A 22,546-nucleotide genomic window follows, 5' to 3' on the forward strand; every position below is an offset into this window, starting at 1 on the left:
ACTAACAATGGAATTGTTAATAAGGAAAGCTATGAAATTTCTTGAGTTGAAAGTCCCACCAGTTGCTCTGTTTATATTGGTTTTAGTCGCCTCTTATTTCAGTGCGCAACAGTTGAGTACAGGCGCGATCGGGATGCCGTTTAAGTTCATCATTCTTGGTGTCGGAATCGTTTTGAGCGGCGTTATTGGATTAGCTGGTGTTTGGGAGTTTCGAAAACAGAAAACGACCGTTAATCCAATTAAAGTCGAAACCGCCTCTACCGTCGTTGATAGCGGGGTTTTTGGATACACGAGAAACCCAATGTATTTAGGCCTTTTCATTTTACTGTTCTGCTTTGGTTATTTCTTCCAGAATATTTTCAGCGTCTTGCTGAGTTTTGCTTTTGTTATCTACATGAATCAGTTCCAAATCAAACCAGAAGAGCGAGCGCTAGAGCAATTATTCGGTGCCGAATATGTTGATTACAAACAAAAGGTTAGACGTTGGGTGTAACAAACCTCCTTAAAGCAAAGCTACAACGTAAAAATGTTACCATTTAATCGATACCTATCACACTTAGTTATAAATTTGGTTTTATATCTACCTTTTATAAAATAGCCTATCTACATTATTAAAATAAATAAAAGGCTAGGTAATGAAATTTGTTCAGGCTAAATGGTTGTCGTTAGGCTTCTGTGCAGTGGGTTTGTCTTCAACATCGGCGTTGGCAGATGTTTCAGCTCGAATTATAAACGGTAAAGAAGCAACACAAGGTAATTGGCCATTTATGGCTGCGCTAGTCTCAAAAAATGTGAACGCTTATGACGGTCAGTTCTGTGGTGCGAGCTTCATTGGCGAGAGATATGTCCTAACTGCTGCTCATTGTGTAGACGGTAATGGCCGTGAAGATCTCGATGTGGTAATTGGCGTAACCAACCTCTCTGCCTCTCAAGCTACACAACATAGATACGCTGTTGAGAATATTTATGTACATCAATACTATAACTCTGTAGTTACAGGCAATGATATAGCGATTATCGAGCTCGTCGATAAGCCATCGGAGTCTGTGGTTAATCTCGTTGATGGTTATGTTCGAGGTAACCTGAATGATGGTCAGATGCTAACGGTGATGGGATGGGGAGATCAGGACGCATCAGATGGATATGCATCTAAGAGTGAACTGTACCAAGTCAACGTTCCTTTAGTTAACCAGTACCAATGTAATAGTGTTCCTCACAGTGGCTATGCCTTTATTGGCAGTGATGCATTCTGTGCGGGGTACAGTGATGGTGGTTATGACTCTTGTCAGGGTGACAGTGGTGGCCCAATCGTTGTTTCGACAAATGGAACATATGAGCAACTGGGCATTGTAAGCTGGGGTAAAGGCTGTGCACAGGCCAACGCCTACGGAGTCTATACTAATATTAGTTACTTTGATGATTGGATTAATGAACAGAAAGCAGGGTTTAGTTACCGTCAAATAGAAATGCTAGGTGCAAGATTATTGGCGCCTATCTCACATACCTTTGAATTCATAAATAAGTCCGATCAAAACATCGAAGTAAACCATGTTTATCCAATTTCTAGTAATGATACCGTTATAACGGACAACGGATGTAGCACTTTAACAGCAGGACAAAGCTGTGAAGTAGTGGTGAGTTATAACCTAAACTCAATTGGCGAACATGAGTTTGGCATTAATGTTGACACTGATTCACTATTGGGCACGGTCACATCAAAGGCTTCTGTGATTGGAGCGAGATCTGTAACGAATACTGTGGACTCTCATGTGAGTGTTCCAAACAGTGGTGTTTACAGCACACAAGCGTGGGGTACCGAAGGATCAACAATCGTCTCTCCATCAATAGGTAGCAGCGAATCGACCATGTTGGTTGTAGAGGGGATACCTACCGGTACAGTCTCTTTCGATGTGACGGTATCGTCTGAATTGGATCATGATTACCTTGAGATCTATATTAACGGTCAAGAGTTCGACAAAGAATCAGGTCAGCTTTCTGGTTCAGTGAACTTGCCGATGGTTAGGGATTCCAACAACAGCCTTATGATTAAATATGTGAAAGATGGCTCTATTTCTTACGGGGATGATAGAGTTACAATGAAAAACTTTGCTTATACCGATGAGATAAAGATATCTAAATCAGAGGGCACGCAGAATGCAAAAAGCTCTGGTAGCAGTGGCGGTTCTATGGCTTGGCATTGGTTATTTGTGCTTTTAGGCGGTGCGCTCGTTCGTAAGTCATTTTCACCAATGAAGATGAAAGGTGATCAGTAGGCTACACTACTTGCGCTAGCTTAAGACTGATAGCCAACTTATCACCTGTAGTTAAACGCGAAAGCCCAGCTTGATGAAATCAGCTGGGCTTTATTGATCTGAATTCACGGTTATCGCTACCACCAATTTCTGTTTCTAACTTGGTGCCAATCAGTTCCAAATTAAACCAGAATAACGAGCATTAGAGCAATTGTTCGGTGCCGAATATGTTGATTACAAACAAAAGGTTAGACGTTGGGTCTGATTTACTCTGTGGGGTAATCAGTTAACCAACCACTAATATCCGTTACGTTTTCAAGGTAAGCCATATTTTGATGTACTTAGCGTTTATATTTATTTTTTATCAAATAGCCTACCTGTCATTATTAAAACAAATGAAAGGTTAGGTAATGAAAGATATCCAAACAAAATGGCTGCCATTAAGTATTTATGCGGTTGGCCTCTCTTCAATGCCAGTGTTGGCAGATATCTCCCCTCAAATTATCAATGGGAACGAAGCTGAAAAAGGTAGCTGGCCATTCATGGTCGCGCTTGTTTCAAAAAATATGGACGCCTACGAAGGGCAGTTCTGCGGTGCAAGTTTTATTGGTGAGCGATATGTACTCACCGCAGCACATTGTATCGAAGCAAGCAGCAACCAAGATTTTGAAGTTGTCATTGGTGCCTCTGATCTTTCTTCGCCCGACGTAGATCAGCACCGTTATTCTGTTGAGCAAATTTATGCCCATGAAAGCTATACTCAAGAGCCTGCGAGTAATGATATTGCCATTATTGAGCTTAGTGATAAGCCCATGGAATCTGCGGTTGACCTAGTCGATGGTTATGTCCGTGATAACTTGAGTGCAGGTCAGATGTTAACCGTCATAGGTTGGGGCGACCAGAGTTCATCGCAAGAGCAATACTCATCCACGAGCCAGTTGCATCAAGTGAATGTTCCGTTAGTTAGCCAGCGAGATTGTAACCTTGGTGAAGGAGATGGATATTCAGATATTGGTTCTGATGCTTTTTGTGCCGGTTACAAAGAGGGTGGCCTTGATTCATGTAGCGGGGATAGCGGTGGCCCAATCATGTTATCCACTAATGGTCACTACGAACAGTTAGGTCTTGTGAGCTGGGGAGAAGGTTGCGCACAGCCAGAGGCATACGGTGTCTACACCAACATAAGCCACTTTGCTGACTGGATAGGTAAGAAGACGGCAGGCTTTAGTTACCAAACTAAAGTTATGCTAGGCGCTCGACCTTTGGGGCCGATTGAACACAAGTTTGAATTTACGAACAAATCTGATCAAGAGGTTAACGTAACCAACGTATCTTTGGCTACCGGTACAAACGATCCTATAACCTACAATGGTAGTGCGATTATAAAGAGCAATAGTTGTGCGACGTTATCACCGAATGAAGGCTGTGATGTAGTTGTAAGCTACAACATAGACTCAGTGGGGAACCATGATTTTGGTATCAAGGTGTTAACCGACTCACTAGCGGGTGTAGTGACATCAAAGGCATATGCTATTGGCGCGAATGAGGTTTCTAATACGGTGAATTCACTCGTCACGATACCTAAGAATGCAGTCTACAGCACAGAAGCTTGGGATGTTGAAGGGGATACGATAGCGTCACCGGATATTGGTAATAGCCAGTCCACCGAATTCATTGTCGACGGGATCCCCGCTGGTACCGTATCTTTGGATCTCACTGTCTTTTCTGAAGAAGATCGTGACTACATGGAGATCTACATTAACGGCTTTGAAGTTGGCGCGTTTGCAGGCCTATTATCTGGCACTGTTGAACTGCCAATGGCGAGAGCTAAAGACAATAGCTTCATGATTGCGTACAGCAAAGATGAGGTGGGTTCTGCAGGGCATGACAGAGTGACCATTAAGAACTTTGCTTATAGTAACGAGATTAAAGAGTTAAGCTTGGTGGAAGATCCAACTACCAAAAAGACAGGTGGTTCAATGGGTTGGTATTGGCTAGCGGTGCTGTTGGGTGGCACGGTGATGCGTAAGTCACTTTCGTCATTGAAGAGGAAAGGGACTCAGTAAATAACAGTGCCTTAAACCAAGATCTATTGTTTAGAATGAAAAAAGCCTAGCTTGAGGATATCAAGCCGGGCTTTTTAATTCTGTATTAGCTTACTTAAGCTGCTGCTGCGAACTGAGCTAGAAACATCTCTTTGCGTTCGTTGAAGCGGTTTACTAGGTCGTCTACAGAAGCTTGGTCGTATGGCTTAAGGCCGCTTGCTACCATGCGCTTCACGCCTTTACCGACTACTTCGCCATCTTCTTTGAAATCGAAGTTCAGTGTCACGATGCCGCGCTTGCCTTCAACGTCAAAAGTCGCACCAGAGAATTCAACTTCTGGGTGGGAAAGGTCTAGGCGAGAGAACTCAACTTCCATGCTCTCGTAAATCACAAGAGGACGCTGGCAGTTGATCATCATTTGTTGTTCTTCCATAAGAGGAACCATGATGTGAGGGAAGTTCATACCAGAGAACTTAACATAGTTTGTTACTACGTGCTCGATGAAGGCTTGATCGTGGCTCTTCTCACCTTCACAAGACATGTGTAGGTACTCTTTACCATTTGCATCGATAAGTGAGCTCTCTTTTTCACACTTGTTATCAACGCTTAACGCAATACCGTTACCAACCATACCTGAAAAATCAAAACGCATTTTTTGGCTGATACCTTCTTTTCGCAGAAGAACCGCAAATAAAAGATCGCCAGGAACACAGAAGCGCTTGTTGTCTTCATCGTGAATTGGGTTGAAATCGCCGGCTACTTTTTTAGCAAAGTGGCTTGCTTGTTCACGAGTGAATTGAAATTGATTGTCTTCAGTAGAAAAGTAAGGTGTCAGAAACATAGTATCGCTATTAGTCATCAAATCTGGGGTGGATTATAGCTAACTAACTTCGATCTAATGGTCTATCCAGTTAACTTTGCATATATAACAGACAATTAGATAAATACGTTAGATGGTATGTGAGGGTTTTAAGGGGGATATGGTGACTGGCTCATGCAACAAGGGCTAATCTATAGCCCTTGTTTATGTGACGTGTTATTTCACGACTTAGAAACTACACAAAATACCTTCAGGCATTAAGTGGTTGTGCACGGACAATTTGAGCAATAAGTTAGCTTGCTCGATGTCCGGTGCGAAGTAGCGGTCTTTGTCGTAGAAGCTGACTTTTTCACGCAGGATCTGTTTCGCTTCTTCTACTCGAGGTGAAGAGAGGTTTGGCGCCCTAAAATCCAATCCTTGCGCTGCTGCTAAATACTCAACCGCCAAGATTCCACGAGTGTTCTCTGCCATGTCACGAAGACGACGACCTGCAAAGGTTGCCATAGACACATGATCTTCTTGGTTAGCGGACGTTGGTAAGCTGTCTACAGAAGCTGGATGAGCCAGTGTTTTGTTCTCACTAGCTAATGCTGCTGAGGTAACTTGAGCAATCATAAAGCCAGAGTTAACACCGCCATTGTCGACTAAGAACGGTGGAAGTTTGCTGAGGGCGCTATCAATCAGCAGTGCCATTCGACGCTCTGACAAACTACCGATTTCAGCAATGGCTAAGGCTAGGTTATCTGCGGCCATAGCAACGGGTTCAGCGTGGAAGTTACCACCCGAAATGATGTCACCATCGTCGGCAAAGACTAGTGGGTTGTCCGATACGGAATTCGCTTCAACCATCAGTATTTCTGCTGAGTTACGGATCTGCTGTAGACACGCGCCCATCACTTGAGGCTGACAACGCAGTGAGTAAGGATCTTGGACCTTTTCACAACACGTGTGCGATTCACCAATCTCACTCTTCTGGTCGAGCAGATGACGGTAAGCCAACGCTGCGTCCATTTGCCCACGGTGACCACGAACGCGGTGAATTCGAGGATCAAATGGGCGGCGGCTACCTAGCGCAGCTTCCACAGACATCGCGCCACATACCGTCGCAGACGCGAACAAGTCTTCTGCTGCGAATAGGCCTTCTAAGGCGAATGCGGTGGATGCTTGCGTACCGTTGAGTAGAGCTAAACCTTCTTTAGGAGCGAGTGTGATTGGCTCTAGTCCCGCGATCTTCATCGCTTCTAAACCAGTGATAATTTTACCGTTGTGACGAGCTTGACCCTCACCAAGTAGAACGGTACTCATGTGAGCAAGGGGAGCAAGGTCGCCTGATGCGCCGACGGAGCCTTTTTGTGGCACACAAGGGTAGACTTGCGCGTTCACTAGATCGATCAGAGCATTGATCACCTTGAGTCGGATACCTGAGTAGCCACGAGACAAGCTGTTAATCTTAAGTACCATCATCAAGCGCACAGTTTCGTCAGACATGAATTTACCGATGCCTGCTGCGTGAGAAAGTACGATACTTTTCTGCAGAACTTCGAGATCTTCTGGAGCAATCTTGGTGTTCGCCAGTAAGCCAAAGCCAGTGTTGATGCCATAAACTGTGCGGTCTTTTGCAATCACCTGTTCGACAACCTGCATGCTCGCTTCAATATCTGGAACAGCTTCAGGGTCTAGCGACAAATTCACCGGGCTGCGGCTGATTTTACGCAGTTCAGATAGACCTAGATGCCCTGGTTTAAGTAATAAATTCAACATGTTCTCTCCAGACATTAAAGGCGACGAAGTTCTTCGTTTAGCATAGGTAAATCAAGTTTCTGTTCTTTTGCACACTGCTTAGCAATGTCGTAACCCGCATCCGCATGACGCATAACGCCTGTTGCTGGATCATTATGAAGTACGCGAGCAATACGCTGTGAAGCATCTTCACTGCCGTCACAACAAATCACCATACCTGAATGTTGCGAGAAGCCCATACCAACGCCGCCACCATGGTGTAAAGAAACCCAAGTTGCGCCGCCAGCTGTGTTTAGCAGTGCATTCAATAGAGGCCAATCTGATACGGCATCTGAACCATCCATCATGCCTTCTGTTTCACGGTTTGGACTTGCAACCGAACCTGAATCTAGGTGGTCTCGACCGATAACGACTGGTGCCTTCAGCTCGCCATTTTTCACCATTTCATTGAAGGCTTGGCCTAAGCGTTCACGATCTTTCAAACCTACCCAGCAGATACGTGCCGGTAGACCCTGGAACTGAATGCGTTCACGCGCCATATCCAGCCAGTTGTGCAGGTGAGGGTTGTCTGGAATCAGCTCTTTTACTTTTTGGTCTGTTTTATAGATGTCCTCTGGGTCACCAGACAGTGCAGCCCAACGGAATGGACCGATGCCTTCGCAGAACAGTGGTCGAATATAAGCAGGAACGAAACCCGGAAAATCGAACGCGTTCTCTACGCCTACTTCTAATGCCATTTGGCGAATGTTGTTGCCGTAGTCCACGGTCGCAGCGCCGCGATATTGCAGGTCTAGCATCGCTTGAACTTGAATCGCCATGGATTTCTTAGCTGCGTTAACGACTTTTGCTTCATCAATGGCGCGCTCTTGTGCGGCTTTCCCCATCGTCCAACCCTGAGGCAGGTAGCCATTCAGAGGATCGTGGGCAGAGGTTTGGTCTGTCACGACATCTGGCGTGATGTTGCGCTCTACTAACTCAGGGAACACATCAGCAGCGTTACCCAACAGACCAACAGAAATAGGTGTGTCAGACTCTTTAATGATGGCCATCGCTTCATCTAAGCTGGTGGCTTTCTTGTCTACATAGCCAGTACGCAGACGGTAATCGATTCGTGATTCATCACACTCAACCGCAATCATTGAGAAGCCAGCCATGGTCGCTGCAAGAGGTTGAGCACCACCCATGCCGCCAAGGCCACCTGTAAGTACCCATTTGCCTTTTGCTTCGCCTTGGAAGTGTTTCTTCGCGATAGCGACAAAGGTTTCGTAAGTACCTTGAACAATGCCTTGTGAACCGATGTAGATCCAGCTACCAGCGGTCATTTGGCCGTACATCATCAAGCCTTCTTTATCGAGCTCGTTGAAGTGTTCCCAGTTTGCCCAGTGTGGAACAAGGTTCGAGTTAGCGATTAAAACGCGAGGTGCGTTTTTATGAGTTGGGAACACGCCTACAGGTTTACCCGATTGAACAAGTAGTGTTTGGTCGTCTTCTAAACGCTCTAATACTTCAACAATCTTGTCGTAACATTTCCAATCGCGTGCTGCACGACCAATACCACCATACACAACCAGTGCATGCGGGTGTTCTGCCACATCAGGATCTAGGTTGTTCATCAGCATACGTAGTGGTGCTTCTGTTAACCAAGATTTTGCGCGCAAAGTGGTGCCATGAGGTGCGCGAATTTCGCGAGTCGTGTCGAGACGAGGGTCACTGTTGTGGTGTTCCGTCATTTTGAAATTCCTTCTGTTTCACGTTATATCGTTGTAGTTGTATTTATCTGTATAGCTGGTTTATTCACTGGCCATTGCACTGGCAATATCCCAACACAAACGAGCCGCCAATCGAGCCGTTTGGCCATCGACGTCGTAGTCTGGGTTGTATTCCGCAATGTCCGCGATAATGAGTTTCTCACTGTGTTTAAAAATCTGTTCTAGGAAAGGCGCGAGCGCTTCATAGCTGACGCCTCTTGCCGCTGGGGCACTGACACCCGGCGCAGTCGCCGCAGGGAAGACATCGAGATCAATAGTGAGATAGAGGTAATCACAATCAGCGATGAATTTTTGCAACTTAACCAGTTGAGCTGTTTGGTTTACTTGGGTGATGTCGCGGTCATGCTCGTACCACACACCAAGTTGGTCGGCTTTGTTGAACAGCGCTTTGGTATTGCTGGCAGCACTTACCCCTAGGCAAGCGTATTGAAATGGCCACTGATGTGCGTGGCAGTATTCACTAATCTGATTAAATGGTGTACCTGAGCTTGGCTTGACGTCAGCGATGTCGCTTTCAAATTCACGAAGATCAAAATGAGCATCAAAGTTAACTATGCTTATCTTAGGTTTGTGAACTGATTGAGCGTTATGCAGGCCGTCGGATTTATGTGAATGGGCCGTTTGATTTAGATGCTCAGCGAGACCTTGGAAAGACGCCCAAGCCACTTCGTGACCACCACCGAGGGTAATCACTTTGCTGGTTGATAGTGCATTGGCAATCACATCTGCACACTGCTTTTGGCTAACTTCTAGTTGATCATCGTTACATTTGATGTCACCAAGATCAGAAACGCGTGCATCATTGTGCCAAGCCATATTAGCTAACGCTTTGCGAATCAAATTAGGTGCTTGTTTTGCGCCAACACGTCCTTTATTTCTTGCAACACCGGCATCGCTAGCAAAGCCAACCAATGCAACAGTGTTATCATTAAGTCCGTTATGTAAATCAGTACTTTGTACTTGCTTGGTAATGTGATGAACTCGAGTACCGAGCTCACCATCTTCAAGATCATTGCGTCCCGTCCATACAAAGTTATGAGTAGTGGATACTGTGTTAATGCTGTTGGATTTAGATTGAGTCATGACACACCTCGCCATTAACAATGCGTTTATGCAGGTGCGGAACACCAACTTGATAGCTTAAGTCGGCAGGGTGCTCGATATTCCAAATAGCCAAATCAGCAGAGTAACCCACTTCAATTTTGCCTCTGTTTTGCGACTCGCCAATGGCGGCAGCTGCATGGCAAGTTACCCCGCGTAATGCTTCTTCCGAGGTTGTGCCAAATAGGGTACAGCTCATGTTCATCATCAGCGTTAAATCCGCAAAAGGAGAGGTGCCGGGGTTTAAGTCGGTCGCGATTGCCATTGGGATGTTGTGCTCGCGAAGTAGGGAGATTGGTGGCTGTTGAGTCTCTTTCAAAAAGTAAAAAGCGCCCGGTAATAAGGTGGCGACTGTGCCTGATTCGGCCAGCTCTTTTACACCTGCTTCATCTAAGTACTCCACATGATCAACAGAGAGAGCATTGTATTTAGCAGCAAGCGCACTGCCACCCATATTCGAAAGCTGTTCTGTGTGCCCTTTGATCGCTAGCCCATGTTCTTTAGCTGCCGCAAATACACGCTCGGTTTGTTCTAGGTTGAAGCCGATCGATTCACAGAATACGTCGACTGCGTCGGCTAACCCTTGCTCAGCAGCCTTGGGGATGATCTCTTGGCATACCAGATCAACGTAGTGGTCGGGTTGTTCTTTATATTCAGGTGGTACAGCGTGTGCTGCGAGTAGTGTGGTGATAACCTTAATACGACGGTGGTTTTCTAAGGCTTTAGCAGCACGTAACATCTTAAGTTCGTCATTAAGCGTTAAGCCATAGCCAGACTTTATTTCAACGCTGGTGACACCACTTCGTAGAAGGCCGTCTAATCGAGGCAGCGCCATCTCAACCAGTTCGGCTTCTTGTGCGGTTCTTGTCGCCGTTACCGTTGCTAAAATACCACCGCCTTGTTTTGCGATGTCGGTGTAGGACACCCCATTTAGACGCTGCTCAAATTCATTAGCACGATTACCAGCAAACACCAGATGTGTGTGGCAATCAATCAGTCCTGGGGTAACGAGCTTATTTTTGCAGTCGTAGATGATGTGATCAACAGAGCGGCTAGCACTCGCAGTTTCACAATGAAGTGACTCATCGCTTGAGTGTGACAGGGATACGATATTACCGTTTTCGATAACGATATCTTGCGGGGAAGAAGGTTGATAACCGTCGGCTCCCGAGCTCATCGAGACCACTCGTGCATTTTTGAGGATCAAATTCATAATCACCTAGATCTTTGCCAAACAATAAATGTATATACAAATAAATAGGCTAAATACTGACCAGAATCAAGTTGATGTTGCAAAAATGTGATCGGCGATCTGGATGATATTCTTTAATCTAAAACTATCTTAGAGCTTAATTTATACTTAGAGCCTGGGTGGTAGAGTAATGCAAAGCTGACAAGGCGTTCCTTGCTCCATGTTCTTCTATTAAGAAGCAAACAAGGTTCTGATTCCGTTAGTTTTAATGCCTGACGGATATTGGAGTCCGGGATGATGGCTTCGACCGTGTGTTCAATCGCACTCAACGGGCAACTTTTGGAAAGGTATTCATTTGGTGTTGAGGTTGAAAAGTCTTGTTCTAAGTATTGGGGAGCCGCTTGTGAGTTTACCCAGCGAGCTTCTAGTTGTATCGGTGTGTTGTCGGCAAAGTGGATGATTTCACTATAGAAGATTTCCGCATTGATCATCACACCTAACCGTGTAGCGGTGATCTCATCAGCCTTGATACTATCGTGTTTGGTCACTTGGCTTGTGTACGTTTGGCCACGGTCTTTGATTTCTTGCGCGATGTTGTTGATATCAAGTAGGGGAGATTGTGCTTTTTCCTGTGGTTCACACACAAAAGTGCCTAGTCTTGGTTTTCGAATTAGCTTGCCATCAGACACAAGATCTCGAATGGCTTTATTCACCGTCATTCTACTCACGTTGAACTGCTCTGTGAGTTCGAGTTCCGTGGTGATTTGATAGCCAACCGGCCAATGACCATTGCTGATCTTATCGTCTATGAACTGTTTTATTTGCAGGTAGAGCGGCGCTTTCGACATAATGAAACCTTATTTGACTATACAAATAGAGTAACGGATTTTTTCACGATTTCAATATTTCCTCAGAGGATGTGAGCTTGTTCAACATAGATAGCGCAAATATCTTGATTCTAAGGGGCAAGTGTCGCAAATTGTCAACACGCCCTAGTTAGTCAAATAATTACAAAGAGAAAGGATATGTTTAAGAAATTAAAGGCCTCGCTAGGCATAGGTGCAGCTCAGGTCGATACCGTCTTAGACAATATTGACGTTTTCCAAGGTGGCGAGTTGTCTGGTAACGTTCACATTATTGGTGGTGATGTTGAGCAACAAATCGACATGATTAACTTGGTTCTCAACACAGAAGTGAAGGTGGAAACAGAAGACAGCACTAGCTACGAAACCTTTTCACTCGGTCGTATTCAAGCTGTAGAGCCGTTTGTGATTCAACCCGGTGAAACTAAGTTGGTGCCATTTCACCTTAAACTGAACGATGAAACGCCAGTGACGGCATTGAACGCAAAAATGAATCAGTGCCATGTTTGGGTAGAAACCAACCTAGATATCGGCTTCGCAATTGATCCTAAAGACCGTGATTTTATCTCCGTTCACCCATTGCCAACAGTCGCGAAAATCATTCAAGGTGTTGAAGCTTCGGGCATGACAATGGTGAAAGCAGACGTAGAGAAGGGCTACTTGAAAGGGAATACCTTCGCTTCACGTTCGGGTTGTTACCAAGAGATTGAATTTCGTAGCGGCGGCTTCGTGAATAATAAAGAAATCGAACTGTCGTTTATTGTAGATGGCTCTATGGTGCACTGCTTAGTCGAAATTGACCGTTCACTGAGCTTCCGCGGTGACCAATACATCTCATTCAGCCTGCCAGCAAACGCGGCTGACTCTGACATTCGCACTGCAGTCTCAAGAATTTTGAGTGCGTAATTGCCTCTCTGTTAGTCGTCGCTCTGTCTATTAACAGTGATAATACGATTTCAAAGCCGAACTTAACTGTTCGGCTTTTTTTATTCCATCACCTTCTGTTTAATTAGATTCACCACTGGTGCCGATAAGCCAATTGAAAGGCCACATCGGTCGAGTTGTCCATATTGAAGATATTCTCAATGATGGATACCCTCTACTGGCGAGCGTTGCATCACATAGCTGTAGCCAAAAATTATTTCAATGTTTGTTTGTTAAAGTTGGTTGTCACCATATTTAGCACCTTTGTACCATTTAGTCTTAATGTGCAATTCGTGACTGACGATGAATGTTTTTTGCAAACTCTATTCATAAACAAGCTAGAATTGATAGTGTTGTAAATAAAGAATAAGGTTTCATTTCTGATTAAAGCAAAGCGTGTAACATGTTCGGTATTTTCCTACTCTATTACAGAAGGTATGTTCTTATGAGAAGATTCTCTTCGACACACTTTAAAGCTTGCTTCTCAACGCTATTATTTACTGTTTGCTCACACTCAGTGTTCGCTAATGGTGACCTGAAAATTAATGACGGTGAGCATATAGAAGCAGGGAAGTACCCATATTTTTCAGCTTTAACCCTTGATTACGTGGATTATGACTTTCCATCAAGAGTTAACTGTGGCGGTGTCATTATTGCAGGTCGGTATTTTTTGTCTGCTACCCATTGCTTTGCAGAAGGTGATAGTCCAGACCCATGGTGGTATGGAAAGCTGCCAGGACAACAATTTCCAAAAGAAGGTAAATTGCGTTTAAGTGCAAATATAGTTGTTGGTTTGGAAAAGGTTGCTTCTGATAATAAAAAGCCTGAAATATTTACTCAGGTAGTGAATATTTCGGGAGAAAGCAGTCAATGGGGAGACGATGACTGGATGTATAATAAAGATATCATCGTCCTTGATTTAGAAAATTACATTAACAAAGGCTTGGTGCTCGATAAAGCCGTTTATCTAGGAAACTATGAGGCTATGATCGACAAACAACCTGCCCGAGTTATGGGGTTCGGCAATACTCTCTGTTTGTCTGGGGACTGTAGCGACTTCTCAGATGACCCACGCCCCTCAGACTATTTGCTACAAACAACGGTTTCTTTAGAACGCGATTGTAAACTTAAACCCTATGAAATCCCGACAGATTTGGATTGGTGGCCGAGTAGTATGGACGAATTGGTCTGCTCAAAAAGCAACAAGTTTAGTTATGATGATAATGTGGGCTACAGTAATGCAAACCATGGTGACTCCGGTGGTCCTATAGTGGTAGAACAAAATGGAATTGATTTAACTTATGGAGTTACGCATGCGGGGATATACCAAGCTGATAGCTCTCCATCTTCTACCAATAGAGTTGTTCTGTACCAAGCGTTCACTAAACAGGTTATTAAACAGATGGCTCCATTTATAAACTCTTGGAACGGGCCTACCCTAATCAAAGTCAGTGAGATTGGTAAAGGAACTACCTTTACTATTCAAAATTTAACCCCTGATCCTGTGAATCTTTTGGATGATAGTAATGTGTATAGCAGTGACAATATCACTATGTATCCAGATTCAGATTGTAACAAAGAGGTAGACCCTTTTGAGCGCTGTGAACTAACCTTTACTCTTGATAAAGATCAAGATGGTCTTATTGAACTGAAAACTCCAAAAAATACGCTGACTATTGCTGTAAAATATGAACCTGCAAGCTCGTCGAATGAGAATCTTAAGCCCCTTAATCCAACAAATGTTAAGCCCCTTAATCCAACAGAGGGTAGTGAGGTTGGTGGTGGTGAAGCGAGTGGCAATGGTAGTGGCGGTGGTTTAAGTGTCTATGTCTTGTTTTTCCTTCTTATGACCTATTTTCTTCGTTCTTCATTTTCTAAATTGGAAGACAGAAAATGATAAAGTACCTAAACAGTAAACACAGGGTTCAGTAGATTAGTTCAAAATATATGGGGCTCAGTCGAGCAAGAGTCCCATAACTTTCTTCTTACTTATAATAGGTATTTACGAGTATCCTCTTCTGAATTTTTCCTCTTCCCGATACGCTCCCTTATCTTGCGTTTATGATTTCAGCGGCTCCGTCTTTATGCTGGATACTACATGCCTTGTTTGTAGTGAGACACTAGCAGATAAGTTGAGATTTACTTTTGCTTTCAAGCCTTATTCCGATTCATCGTTATTCTTTACATCGATACAGAGCCTCTTTAAATATAGAGCCGTAGATATTACCTGATGGTATTTATCATTCCGCTATTGTCCTATGCTTTAGAGTCATTACTGATTCATTTCCCCATCTCACCAATGTTCTAAATATCATAAAGTTTTAGATCGCATGAGTTGAAAAAGGTCCAACTGATTTAGGAAAAAACGCCTATTTATATAGATTTTTCCGAGTCTTATTCATTTGAAATGATAATTAGCAAGGTATTACGCTTCTAAATAATGATTGTATTTATGTCTGAAAAACTATCATATTTTCATTCCTTATTGGGGAAAGCCTGCATACATAAATTTTTAAAATTCGCGCAGTACGTTGTAACTTCTCTTACTTTGACTATATTGGGGAATGCAGATTTTTATGGTTTTTTTGTACCACCTACAACCTAAATTCTGATTAAACCTTATGTATTATTTTCGTTTAAATTTACATTATTTTAATTATTTTTCTTTTATCCTTCATTTTTGGTGCTTGAAATTAAATATACTCAAAATTTATTGATTGATTACCAATGGTTTGTTAGTTATATAAATCAAATTGCATTTTATAAATTAAACCATTATGAGAAAAAAACTATTAACGACAGCATTGGCGTCGGCCTTTATTAGTCCTTACTCGCTATCTAGTGAAGAGGGGAATGATATCCACATTTCAAATTCAGTTTATTCTTCATCGACTTTTGAAGAAAGGCAGTATCAAGTGGGATTTAACGCCTTTCTAAGTGCAATGCGTAGTACGCGTGATTCAATCTTAAACAGTCCAGCAAACAGGCGGCTGGTATCGGATATCAAATCAACGTTGAGTAAAGAAGGGCATTGGACAGTTGGGGCTCGCCAGCAGTACATCTTGTTAAAGTCGAATGTACATCAAGACTTTTATGACGCTTACTCTTCAGCAAAACCTCCTGTTTTAACACCTCTAAATACCGAAGAGAGTGAAGGTGTTTATCAAATGTTGCGTCAACTTGACGAGTCTAGTGCTGGGTTAAATATTAACATCCAGGGCTTCAACGAACGCCCCATAGCTGAAGTATCCAAGGCTAGTTTTATCAGCAGCGCGACTTCTGCCCGTTTTATTCCGGAAACGTTTTATTCCGAGCCAGAATCGCAGTCTCTTTTTACGTCTCGAATTACCCTCAATTTTACCAAAGAGTACTTACCGCAAGTGATTAGCGCTTTCGGCCATTTGTACTCTGGTGAAGTCGCAGATGTAGTCAGGCAGGCGAAAATTATGGCGCCGGCATATTTTGGCTCATTGACGGACCAAGCTGTGTTGTATATTGAGGGCGCGGACATCAACAATGCTCAACGAGTCATCGACTTTTTAGCGCAACGTATCCCGGAACAAGCTTGGGTTGAACACACCCCATTGGGTATGGTTTCACTTGCTAAAGGCCGAAATTATTCTGAAAGCTCACGTTTTGCTTTCTCCAGCCACGGTGGTGCAAGAGCGGTTGTTGCGACTGATGCGATTCTTGAAAACTTATTTGGTGGTGAGAGTCTAGCGGTTTTGCTACCAGAGGCGCTAAGCGCTCATGGTTATGATTCTTCTCGTATTCCTTTGCTCGACTCTGCTTTTGATTATAAATCTGAGCAAATGGACTCTATGACAGCGGCTGCTGATTTCATCCGTGATCCCCAACGATTCCTCAAAGAGCATACTCTTGATGTTACGCCTCTTATGGGTAAATACTCGCTTCATAAAGGCAAACCACTAATGCAATCAGGGACTGATGGTTACCAATTGGGGTTTGAGAATACCCAATTTTCCAGAAGTAACAAATTGCGAGTTATCGGTGAGCCTTTACTCGACAATATGCCCTCATTCATTGATATTGCTAAGTCTGCCAGAGTCGGCCAGGTTTTAGTGGCGGCCTCCAACAATGGAGGAACGATTGTTGTGGTCGATCAAGACGCTGATCACTATCGCATTTACTTTGACAAGCGTCCGCACGCCTACGTTCTGTACGATAATGTTGTTGCATTGCGAGATTTAAGTTCAGGGTATCGCATTGGAGATGTGACCAAGTTTGATAAAGGACTCGATGTTACCTTCTTTGTTTATAATGACAAAGGTTGGCAAAGCGTCGTACAGAAGCAGTCATTCAATAGTTTTAGTGATTTAGAGGTTCGCCGTACGGGCTCCACAACGGCGGTGTCTTTTATGCCAGTCGGTGAAAACTTAACTCAACTGTTTGAGCAAAATCGTACAAGCCTGCAGAAAGAGGTACTTGAGCTGGCAAAAAGGTTTGGTTTGTCTACGGCTCAGATTGAAGACCTCCCTTATGACCCAATGGAAGCGAAAGTGCTAGAAACGCACTCAAGCTTAAAGCGGTGGAATGAGCTGAGAACTCAACTCACTAAGAAGATCTCAGCGCAGAGAAAATCGCTTGCTAGACAAAGAATTGCTGAGCTCGCCAAGTTAAAACTACCCGGTAACTCAAATAACGCACAATCGATGAAGAAGCTATCGTTACTGCGTGCCAGCTTGTTGGAGCTAGACAACAACTCTCAATCAATGATTACCTTGTCTGAGCAGGTCGATCAGATGTGGCTGAACCTACAGCAAAAGTCAGAAAGTGGCCTAGGGCAGCTCATTGTTACAGACAACAGCCTAAGGACTGGCAATTTTGATAAGAGCCAAATACACCAACGTTTCTTGGTAAAAGAGAGAGCAATAAAAGATCTATCAGGCAGTAAAAAAGCCGCTTACGAGGACGGGTATAATAATTTTGAAGCGATTTGGCTTCCTGATTACGACGAGTCAATGACTCTGACGCAAAAGCAGTTATTGCTATTGGGGTCTAATGATCTCGATGCTCGGCAGCAAGGAGCGCTAATTAGGCGAATCAGCAATCAAATTACCAAAGAGAACATCACTAAGAACTTAGATTTTACCGCTAAGTTTAATCGAGAAATGTCTCGTTTAGGTGGTCGAGTTGTCGCGAGCCTACCTCAAGGGTTTGTGCTGACGCTGATGGGTGATGGTAGTGGGCGTTGTTACCCTCTGGTACGCGCGATGTCTGTTGCGATCTCTAGGGGTACAGAGTCTATCCGAAACTTTTCTGACAAGCTGTTTATCGGTGCTGCAAACCCACATGATGCGGAAAGCCATTTCTTGTTAGATGCACTTCGCAACCTGCACTCGAATTATGAGGCAAGAGAAAGCAGCCAAATGATCGGCCAACTCGATATTGCGGGCATTATAGCGGCTGTAGAACGTGGTCTCTCGGAGCAAGGACAAGTTTCACTAGCGGTCAATACGAGTACACATTCGGTTGGTGTTGCTGCGATTAATGATATGGGACAGAAACGTTTTTACTTCTATGATCCTAACTTTGCAGCTGTTGAATTTTCTTCGTTGAAATCTCTCAAAAAAGCGTTAGAAGCACATTTTGTGGTGCATGAGATGGCGGAATTCTACCTATCACTGGGGACCAAAGCTAACCCTGAATTCAACGTGCTAGCAATTGATACATCCAAAATGTCTCTAGTAGAAATTTTACCTGGTCAGCAGGTTTTCGACCTCTCTTCTGCAGAGCCGCTTAGCCCGGTGAGAGATGGAGACTCTATCGTTACTTTGAGCGACGAGGATTCCATTGTCACTATTGATGATGATGCATCTATCATGACGATTGACGATGATGAGTCTATTATCGTTTTAGAAAACTCAGAGAGTAAAGCACAACAGGATATCGCTCTGAGAATGAATCTAACTAAAGTCAAAGCTTATGAGCATGCCAGCTTATTATCCAGCGCGATAGAACGTGCGAAGACTCAGTATCGATTGCCAGAGGAGTGGTTGCCAGTAATAGGGAGCATTGAGGAGTCATCTCCCGGATATTCCGCTATCACTTTTGTTTCACCAGATGGGGTAATGGAACAAAGGGTACAAATTCAAGGGCGAGAGTTGATCCAAGTTAGTGAGTATCTCCATGAGCAATATGCCAACGTTAAGGCTCGCTTTGATCTTCGCACTGGCCAACGTGTTCCAACCTTTGAATTTGAAGACGTACAAGGATTCGATGGTTTGAATGCAGGTTTCGCGGTTCAGTCGGTTATCACTTGGTTTCAAAACGAAAAAAGAAGCGAAATCTCGGGTGAGAAAAGTAGTGCCTTACAGAAAGCACTGGAGATTCACAGCTACGTTATGGCAGGACAGATCTCCCATGGCCTTCTGATGGATGCTCAGCACATGGTAAATTTATTTAAGGTTGCCGTAGCTACCGATGCTGAGCTTGTAAACGCTACAGTAAACAGCCTATCAGGCATTGCGAACCAGGGCGTTGGATTGGTATTTGGTGCTGTGAATGTCAGTTTGAGCGCTTATGAACTTGCCCATGCGCAGAATGCTCAACAACAAGCAATCTTCGGAACTCAACTTGGTTTTAATGCGGTCGGCACTGTGATCGGCGGAGCCGCTTTGGGGGCTGGTATTGCAGAAGCTTCTACGACTGCTTTAGTACTGGGAGAAGCTGGAGCTATCGTCGGTGGTTTAGGGGTAGGCTTTACTGCATTAGCTGAAGCGTTTGGTGATATTGCGATGGATGCGCAACAAGTAGGGCACTACTTCTATCAAGTCGACAATGCTTACCGTGAAGGTGGATACCGTTATGATGCTGAGAAGAATGTTTTGTTGCCAATTCCTGGCGCGGTCATTAACCAAATTGATTTATCAAACGGCCAAATGGAGCTTGGTAGCCAAGCCCTTTACTCTTCTAAGCACGGTAAAACCGGATCCGGTTGGTTGAACTACTTCTTTTGGGCGGGCGATCTACCAAAAGCATTGAGAGACAAGTCTAAGGCTTTACCGCTAAGAGAGCGACTAGGCTATGGCTCGTACGTTGGTATCGATTCTCACAGCTCCACACTAGTGCTACCCGCAACAGGCAAGTCGTACATTGATTATGACTATGAAATCCTACCAGGCTCGACCACTAGGAACGACCAAGGATTCAGTATATTAAGATCGCTTGAAACGCATCTTGATTTCGACTTCGACTTTTACGTTTTCCCATCGGAATATGTCATACGCACTATGCGAGAGCAGTTCGTTCCGCACACTGTATCCGTAAAGCTGGGAGATATGGAGCGTATTGTCGTCACGCCAGAGGTTAAAGAGCTTGGTTTGAGAAAGCTGACTTACCATTTGAGTGCTGAATCGGGTAAACAAGAATTGATCGTACAGCCGCACGCGAAGTTCGTACTTTCAGAAGACTCTGCAGCATCGGTCAAGTGGGTGGTTGACGCGAGAGCTATTAAGGGAGCCACACCTGAAGTAACGAATGAAGTGTTGAAAATTGGCACCGTCACCCTGGATATCTCCTCGTTGAGCGAGTCAGTTGTCGAAGTATTTACAGACCAAGGTGAAATCTGGCAGGTGGAAGACTTAACACTGTCGTTGATCGCGACAGACGCTCAAAAAGACGAGAGCAGCTCTCATGTGATTGAGCACCTTGAAGCGTTAGCTGAAAAGCATCAGCTTCTTGGTGATTATGTTGTTATCAATAATTATGAAGAAGCCGGAGAACCTCTTGGTACCGCTTATTACGACATTAATAATGATCGTGTGATAGTGAGCCGCGATGTTTCTGTTGAACTCTCGCAGCAAGCGCAATTGCTAACGGCAACCAGTGATGAAGCTTGGCTGTTTAATCAGCAGTATGGCTTATTATGGAAAGTTGATATTGCCACTGGCGAGATGACGGGCTTTTACACGTTATTCCAGCCGTCTAGGCCTTCTATCTCTGTCAGCTTCAATGCTTGGACGGAGGCGAACGTTGTTCATGTTGCAGCCACGTACCATATGCCTGATCAGTCGCAAATCAAATATCTGTACCGTTTAACAGAAGGTGGATTAATGCTGACAGACATTCATGGCAATGAACGGTTGTATCAAGCTCTGGTTGCGCCAGTCGATTCGGCTCACAGACGTTTAATCACGGATTCCATGAGTTCGAGCGAATTTGCACCATTTGACCTTTCGGTTTACGAGAAAATGCCTACACAACTGGCTGATACCATTGAAGTTGCCGTTGAAGGTGAAACCCCAGTGTGGAGCATTATTGGCAAAGAAAAGGCAACAGTCGTGAGTACGTTACCTGCTATGGAAGAGCTCAAGTTGCTGCTTGTGGATGGGAATGTCGCGTATTTCTATAGTGAGAAAGAACAATCTATTTATCTTCAAAAAGAGGGACGAATTAAAAACGTTACTCTAAAAGAAGGTGACAAGGTTACTGCCCAGGAGCATGTCTATATCGCGAGTGACAATGGCGAAATTCATGTGTTAACGCCTGAGGGGACGCAAAGCCTGATCGCAATTAACCAGCAATGGATGGAGCAGTATCAGTACAACTGGCAAGATACGTTGGTGGCCAAATTTAACGGCACCAAACATCAGCTTATGATTTTTGGATTGTCAGATTTTGATGGTAAAGCTCTGAAAGCGTGGTATCTGCCGTCAAGTGAGCAGTTTGTTTTAATACCAAACCAATGGAGCGATAAGCAACTAAAACTGGTTGGTAAGAAAGACGACCAATCTGTTTGGCTGTTTGAGCCAATGACAGGCAAGTTATATACCCAGCCTTCTTTCGCTTTAGAACAAATGTATAACTTTACACCGGACTTCCGATTCATTGCCGACGGACTACTGACTGAGCCTGTTGAGTCTGATTTGATTGGTGAGGTATTGACTGACGTTTATGTGAGTCATGACGGTTATCGAGCAGAAACAGAGAGCGGGTTGGTGTTTGAGTTGACGGCGAATGAACTGCCAAAGCTTGTCGAAGTTAGTGAACATTGGCTGATAGAGAGCGAGGGGATACTAGACACTTTATCAGAACGTTTTGAAACTGGTGCCGTGATTCATCTAGGCAAAAACAGTGATCGCTGGCTTGTGATCGAAACGGGCAAAGAGATTCGTCTCGGCAAATCAGGACAAGCGATTTGGATTGGCTCGGTGGAAGGCCCTATAGTGCGTGAACTGTTCTTCGTACCAGAAACCAACGAGCTGATTCAATCCGATGATCAACAAGGGAGTATCTCGATAGGGAGCTACCAAGATGTGTTTAGAACTGGCGATGCTTGGTCACTCATTTCGGAGCCTACTCGTGGTGAGCTGATTGAAGTGGTCAAACTCGACGGTACAGATGCTATTGTTCTCTCGACATCGGGCCGCAGTAATGGCTACGACATAAATGATGCTATTGGTCGGTACAAACAAGTGTTAATCAACGATAACAGCCATGCTTCGTTTATTGACTTATCTGACTTTGATCGTGACCAAGTCGTAATCCAATACGAAGGAAACCAACTTAAATTGGTGATCGCGAACAGTACATATGTTGTGATTGAAGAGGCTGAACGCGCCTCAAAGAGTAAATTAGCGTTGAGGTTCGCAGGTGATGCACAGCCTGTACGACTTATCTACATAATATCAGCGCTGGATGCCCGTAGTATCGATGGTATTGTCGAATTAAGCGAATTAAATTTGTAGCGAATCAAATTTGCTTAACATATAAAGCCCCGAGAGGGGCTTTTCTATATCTCATTCTTAATTAACAAAATAGTATTTAAAAAATAATGATTTAACTTGATTTTATCTTATCAGCGATAATTACAAAAAA

12 protein-coding genes and 1 pseudogene are annotated in these 22,546 nt (G+C 44.0%); 6 read left to right on the forward strand and 7 right to left on the reverse strand.

The window, feature by feature from the left end; translation table 11 throughout:
- The first annotated feature begins 31 nt into the window (after positions 1–31).
- From A3712_RS02820 to A3712_RS02830, 3 genes are all read left to right on the forward strand, one after another.
- Positions 32–493, forward strand: a complete 462-nt coding sequence (locus tag A3712_RS02820; protein WP_063522195.1) for a methyltransferase family protein — start codon at positions 32–34, stop codon at positions 491–493.
- A 142-nt stretch (positions 494–635) separates the two neighbouring features.
- The gene (locus A3712_RS02825) at positions 636–2,273 is read left to right on the forward strand and encodes a trypsin-like serine protease (protein WP_063522196.1); all 1,638 of its coding nucleotides are present in this window, start codon (positions 636–638) and stop codon (positions 2,271–2,273) included.
- Positions 2,274–2,662: 389 nt separating this feature from the next.
- Complete coding sequence (locus A3712_RS02830) at positions 2,663–4,318, forward strand: S1 family peptidase (protein ID WP_063522197.1); 1,656 nt, start codon at positions 2,663–2,665, stop codon at positions 4,316–4,318.
- Positions 4,319–4,412: 94 nt separating this feature from the next.
- Here A3712_RS02830 and A3712_RS02835 read toward each other — a convergent pair whose 3' ends face one another.
- From A3712_RS02835 to hutC, 6 genes are all read right to left on the reverse strand, one after another.
- Entirely contained in the window at positions 4,413–5,138 is a 726-nt protein-coding gene (locus A3712_RS02835) for a DUF3581 domain-containing protein (RefSeq protein WP_063522198.1), read from the reverse strand.
- 207 nt (positions 5,139–5,345) lie between these two features.
- Positions 5,346–6,878: a histidine ammonia-lyase gene (gene hutH / locus A3712_RS02840; RefSeq protein ID WP_063522199.1), complete on the reverse strand. Its 1,533-nt coding sequence runs from the start codon at positions 6,876–6,878 to the stop codon at positions 5,346–5,348.
- Positions 6,879–6,892: 14 nt separating this feature from the next.
- Entirely contained in the window at positions 6,893–8,587 is a 1,695-nt protein-coding gene (gene hutU, locus A3712_RS02845; RefSeq protein ID WP_063522200.1) for a urocanate hydratase, read from the reverse strand.
- A gap of 60 nt (positions 8,588–8,647) precedes the next feature.
- On the reverse strand, positions 8,648–9,709 hold the full coding sequence (gene hutG / locus A3712_RS02850) for a formimidoylglutamase (RefSeq protein ID WP_063522201.1): 1,062 nt from the start codon (positions 9,707–9,709) through the stop codon (positions 8,648–8,650).
- Positions 9,696–10,940 (reverse strand): imidazolonepropionase, encoded by a 1,245-nt coding sequence (gene hutI / locus A3712_RS02855; protein ID WP_063522202.1) that lies wholly within the window; start codon positions 10,938–10,940, stop codon positions 9,696–9,698. The genes hutG and hutI overlap by 14 nt, the downstream gene beginning before the upstream one ends.
- A 113-nt stretch (positions 10,941–11,053) precedes the next feature.
- Positions 11,054–11,767, reverse strand: a complete 714-nt coding sequence (gene hutC, locus A3712_RS02860) for a histidine utilization repressor (protein WP_063522203.1) — start codon at positions 11,765–11,767, stop codon at positions 11,054–11,056.
- 177 nt (positions 11,768–11,944) lie between these two features.
- On the opposite strand from hutC, the gene A3712_RS02865 reads away from it, so the two are divergent.
- Complete coding sequence (locus A3712_RS02865) at positions 11,945–12,688, forward strand: sporulation protein (RefSeq protein WP_063522204.1); 744 nt, start codon at positions 11,945–11,947, stop codon at positions 12,686–12,688.
- A 109-nt stretch (positions 12,689–12,797) separates the two neighbouring features.
- Here the strand turns inward: A3712_RS02865 and A3712_RS26465 are convergent.
- Positions 12,798–13,023: pseudogene (locus A3712_RS26465) on the reverse strand (DUF3187 family protein); the annotation flags it as partial.
- Positions 13,024–13,151: 128 nt separating this feature from the next.
- Here A3712_RS26465 and A3712_RS02870 point away from each other — a divergent pair.
- Entirely contained in the window at positions 13,152–14,603 is a 1,452-nt protein-coding gene (locus A3712_RS02870; RefSeq protein ID WP_063522205.1) for a trypsin-like serine protease, read from the forward strand.
- A gap of 1,045 nt (positions 14,604–15,648) precedes the next feature.
- Positions 15,649–22,416 (forward strand): TcdA/TcdB pore-forming domain-containing protein, encoded by a 6,768-nt coding sequence (locus A3712_RS02875; RefSeq protein WP_063522206.1) that lies wholly within the window; start codon positions 15,649–15,651, stop codon positions 22,414–22,416.
- The last annotated feature ends 130 nt before the right edge of the window (positions 22,417–22,546 follow it).

It is taken from the genome of Vibrio sp. HI00D65 (genome assembly GCF_001635455.1).
GTDB lineage: Bacteria > Pseudomonadota > Gammaproteobacteria > Enterobacterales > Vibrionaceae > Vibrio.

What these genes read in the sequence shown, in the direction of transcription:
- A3712_RS02820 (WP_063522195.1), top strand. Translation starts at nt 32, where the DNA reads ATGAAATTTCTTGAGTTGAAAGTCCCACCAGTTGCTCTGTTTATATTG.
- A3712_RS02825 (WP_063522196.1), top strand. Translation starts at nt 636, where the DNA reads ATGAAATTTGTTCAGGCTAAATGGTTGTCGTTAGGCTTCTGTGCAGTG.
- A3712_RS02830 (WP_063522197.1), top strand. Translation starts at nt 2,663, where the DNA reads ATGAAAGATATCCAAACAAAATGGCTGCCATTAAGTATTTATGCGGTT.
- A3712_RS02835 (WP_063522198.1), bottom strand. Translation starts at nt 5,138, where the DNA reads ATGTTTCTGACACCTTACTTTTCTACTGAAGACAATCAATTTCAATTC.
- hutH (WP_063522199.1), bottom strand. Translation starts at nt 6,878, where the DNA reads ATGTTGAATTTATTACTTAAACCAGGGCATCTAGGTCTATCTGAACTG.
- hutU (WP_063522200.1), bottom strand. Translation starts at nt 8,587, where the DNA reads ATGACGGAACACCACAACAGTGACCCTCGTCTCGACACGACTCGCGAA.
- hutG (WP_063522201.1), bottom strand. Translation starts at nt 9,709, where the DNA reads ATGACTCAATCTAAATCCAACAGCATTAACACAGTATCCACTACTCAT.
- hutI (WP_063522202.1), bottom strand. Translation starts at nt 10,940, where the DNA reads ATGAATTTGATCCTCAAAAATGCACGAGTGGTCTCGATGAGCTCGGGA.
- hutC (WP_063522203.1), bottom strand. Translation starts at nt 11,767, where the DNA reads ATGTCGAAAGCGCCGCTCTACCTGCAAATAAAACAGTTCATAGACGAT.
- A3712_RS02865 (WP_063522204.1), top strand. Translation starts at nt 11,945, where the DNA reads ATGTTTAAGAAATTAAAGGCCTCGCTAGGCATAGGTGCAGCTCAGGTC.
- A3712_RS02870 (WP_063522205.1), top strand. Translation starts at nt 13,152, where the DNA reads ATGAGAAGATTCTCTTCGACACACTTTAAAGCTTGCTTCTCAACGCTA.
- A3712_RS02875 (WP_063522206.1), top strand. Translation starts at nt 15,649, where the DNA reads ATGCGTAGTACGCGTGATTCAATCTTAAACAGTCCAGCAAACAGGCGG.